Source organism: Flavobacterium sp., from assembly GCF_049318325.1.
Classification (GTDB): Bacteria; Bacteroidota; Bacteroidia; order Flavobacteriales; family Flavobacteriaceae; genus Flavobacterium.
Genome location: NZ_JBMOGQ010000181.1, coordinates 1 through 3866, shown reverse-complemented (window position 1 = coordinate 3866; position 3866 = coordinate 1). Strand labels below are relative to the sequence as shown.

General features: G+C 33.4%; 4 protein-coding genes. 2 read left to right on the top strand and 2 right to left on the bottom strand.

All coding sequences use genetic code 11. The features are described from left to right. Positions 1–116: 116 nt before the first annotated feature. The gene (gene rsmD / locus ACOYLP_RS11335; RefSeq protein ID WP_422856282.1) at positions 117–680 is read right to left on the bottom strand and encodes a 16S rRNA (guanine(966)-N(2))-methyltransferase RsmD; all 564 of its coding nucleotides are present in this window, start codon (positions 678–680) and stop codon (positions 117–119) included. Next, the gene (locus ACOYLP_RS11330) at positions 677–1591 is read right to left on the bottom strand and encodes a DUF3822 family protein (RefSeq protein WP_422856281.1); all 915 of its coding nucleotides are present in this window, start codon (positions 1589–1591) and stop codon (positions 677–679) included. Before ACOYLP_RS11330 ends, rsmD begins: the two co-directional genes overlap by 4 nt. Before the next feature lie 82 nt (positions 1592–1673). Between ACOYLP_RS11330 and ACOYLP_RS11325 the strand changes: the two genes are divergently transcribed. Both ACOYLP_RS11325 and kdsB read left to right on the top strand, forming a co-directional pair. Next, a complete protein-coding gene (locus tag ACOYLP_RS11325; RefSeq protein ID WP_422856280.1) occupies positions 1674–3095 on the top strand; it encodes an ATP-dependent DNA helicase in 1422 nt (473 codons plus the stop codon). Positions 3096–3145: 50 nt separating this feature from the next. Further along, positions 3146–3866 (top strand): 3-deoxy-manno-octulosonate cytidylyltransferase (kdsB, locus tag ACOYLP_RS11320; protein ID WP_422856279.1); only part of this gene is annotated, 721 nt, incomplete at its 3' end.

Genomic DNA, 3866 nt, shown 5'->3' with positions numbered 1-3866 from the left:
GCTTGAATCAATGAGTAATTGTTGGTCTAGATAAATGATAAGGGTTCACCACATCGGTGAATACAGAATCCGGCTTACAGGTCTGCTTTTTTTTGAGTTGCAAAGTGACAAAGTTTTTAATCTTCCTCAGAATTGTCATTTGATTCATATTCAAAAAAAGTAAACACTGAACCACCATAATTTTTTTGGAAAGAATAATTAGGCATTTGGTTCAATTTGGTGTATTTCGAATGTTCAACAACTAACATGCCTTCTTCATCCAATAATGCTCTGTCAAAAATAAGTTCAACTATTTTCTCGAATTCCTTCTGGCTCATTCCATAAGGGGGATCAGCAAAAATAATATTATAGTTACCACTGTGTTTTTCCAGAAATTTAAAGACATCACTTTTTATAGTAGTAATATCAAACTCGAATTCTTTTGCAGTTTTTTTAATGAAGTTTATGCAACCCATATCACCATCAACACAAATAATAGGGGAGCAACCTCGTGAGCCAAACTCATAACTAATACTGCCGGTGCCGGCGAAAAGCTCCAAAACTTTCAGTTCCGAAAAATTAAAATGATTATTCAAAACGTTGAATAACGCTTCTTTGCTCATGTCAGTCGTGGGGCGAACAGGAAGATTTTTGGGAGGTGCTATTCTTCTGCCTTTATATTTTCCCGAGATGATTCTCATGAGTGTAACAATATAAAATGCTCTCGCTTTTCGTTATCGGTTAAATTACTTTGCATAAAACTCACATCAAACAAATTGGTGTTTCGCACATATTTAAAGGCAATTTTATAATGCGGATCATCTTCTATAATTTTGCCTAATAATTCTAATTTAAAACTCTCTGGATTTAGATGCAATTGCTCGGCAGTGAATACTATATAATAGATAAAATCTTCTGGAGTCTTATATTCAAAAGTATTATAAAGTTGTAATTTTTGATTTTGGATAACTACAATTTCAAAATGAGTATCGCTCACATGTACAAACATTTTCGATTCTTCATTGTTTTTGGAAATATCCAATAATTTTTTTACCAAAACAGTATTCGCGTGTTTGTAATCAAAAGTGCCATATTGGTCAATGAAATAATTATTTAAGTTAACATACGGGATGTACACATTATTCATTTCGTAATTAACTAATTCATCATAAGCAAAGAAATCGGTTTCAAAAACCTTGGTATTAAATTGCAGATAACTACCTAAATAGTCTTCATCAAATAAAGCTGTTGGCACAAAAGTCGAAAGATTATTACTGTGAATAACTACAACTTCGTCATAACCAGCTTTGAGTTCGGGATTATTTTGAAACGCTTCTGCAAACAAATCTTCTGTCTTGGTAGTGAGATTCACTTTGCCCAAAACAACTTTTTGTAAGTTGGTAACTTTATTTGTCAGTGTATCAAACGTAGCAAAAGACAAACCATTCAGCGAAACCTGAATTGCCAGTTTTTGGTACATTTTATCGATAACACTACTGCTTTGCAACTTAGTTTTTTGATTTAGTGTGAATGGCAAACTTACAAAACAATTGACAATTGATAATTGATAATTGATAATTAATTCCTGTTGCATTTGAAGTAGTATCTTCAAAATTTTAAACTCTATCATCTATTATCTTTCTTCTTTCTTCTTTATCACTATATTTGAAATCCAATTTCCAGTATCAATCAAAATGACTTCCAGCCAGTTTTACAGTGTGTTACAAAAACAGTTTCGGTTTCAACCGACAGTAAAACAGGATATTTTTTTTCAGAAAATTGCCGATTTTTTAACCAATTCTAATACCAACGAAATATTTGTTTTGAAAGGCTATGCCGGAACCGGAAAAACAACGTTGATTTCTACCATAGTTAATAATCTTGGTACTATAAATAAGAAATATATTTTGCTGGCTCCAACCGGTCGTGCTGCTAAAGTCATTGCGAATTACTCAAATAAACCTGCGTTTACGATTCACAAGAAAATCTATTTTCCGAAGAAAGGAAAATCTGGCGGTGTTTCGTTTACGATGCAAACTAACAAACATAAAAACACCATATTTATAGTAGATGAATCCTCTATGATTTCGGATGTAAATACCGAAGCAAAACTTTATGAAAACGGTTCACTGCTCGATGATTTGATTTCGTATGTCTATAATGGGGATAATTGCAAAATGATTTTACTTGGAGATACAGCTCAATTACCTCCGGTACAAATGGATGTCTGTCCAGCATTGGATACAGAAAAATTGGCAATGAATTATAACAAGGAAATTTTTTCGATTGAGTTGGATGAAGTCATGCGGCAGGATGAGAAATCTGGAATTTTATATAATGCAACCCAATTGAGAGAATTGCTCAAAAGTCATTTTGTAGATACGTTTGAGTTTGATTTAAAAGGCTTCAAAGATATTGTAAGATTGACTGATGGTTTTGATATTCAGGATGCGATACAAAGTGCTTATAGTAATTATAGTATAGAAGACACTTGTTTTATTGTGCGTTCTAACAAAAGAGCGAATCAATACAATCAACAAATACGAACCAGAATTCTAAACAAAGAAAGTGAGCTTTCTGTTGGTGATTATTTGATGGTCGTAAAAAACAATTATTTTTGGTTAAAGGAAACTGACGAAGCCGGATTTATTGCCAATGGCGATATCGTTGAAGTTTTGGAGATTTTTAGTTTTAAGGAATTATATGATTTCAAATTTGCCAAAGTCAAAATTAGAATGGTGGATTATCCCGATCAAAAACCATTTGAAACCATATTATTATTAGACACCATTACTAGCGAATCACCATCATTAACATTTGATGAAAGCAATCGTTTGTATCAGGAAGTTATTAAAGATTATGAAGGAGAACCGCAATATAGAAAGTTTCTGAAAGTAAAAAACAACGAATATTTCAATGCTTTACAGGTAAAATTCTCCTATGCCATTACGTGTCACAAATCTCAAGGTGGACAGTGGAATACTGTTTTTATTGAGCAACCATATTTGCCCAACGGTATTGATGTAGATTATGTACGTTGGCTGTATACGGCAGTTACACGTGCAAAAGACAAGCTTTACCTGATTGGTTTTAAAGACGAAAATTTTGAAGATTAAAAATTAAAAAGACTTTGTACCTTAGCCACTCTGAAATCTAATAACTCAAAATGAAAATCATCGCCGTTATTCCAGCCCGTTATGCTTCTACACGTTTTCCTGCTAAACTAATGCAGGATTTAGGTGGAAAAACCGTAATTCAAAGGACCTATGAAGCTGCTACAAATACAGGTTTATTTGATGATGTATTTGTTGTTACCGATTCGATTTTTATTTATGATGAAATCATTACTAATGGTGGTAAAGCCATTATGAGTATCGCAGTACATGAAAGTGGTAGTGACCGAATTGCCGAAGCTGTCGAGAATCTCGATGTTGATATTGTTGTAAATGTACAAGGCGATGAGCCATTCATTAACACAAAACCATTAGCTGAATTGCTAGATGTTTTTAGAAATGACTTTGATAAAAAAGTGGATTTGGCTTCATTAATGTTTCAGATTACGGATACTACAGAAATTGAAAACCCGAATAATGTAAAAGTCGTAACTGACCAAAACGGATTTGCTTTGTACTTTTCACGTTCTGTAATTCCGTATCCAAGAGATATTAATGCCGGAGTTCGCTATATGAAACACATCGGAATTTATGCTTTCCGTAAGCAAGCGCTATTAGACTTTTATCGTTTGCCTATGAAATCGCTCGAGGCCTCCGAAAAACTGGAACAACTTCGCTATTTGGAATTTGGGAAACGCATTAAAATGGTTGAAACCGATCAAGGAAGTATTGGTATTGACACTCCCGAAGATTTGGAAAAAGCAAGAAAACTTA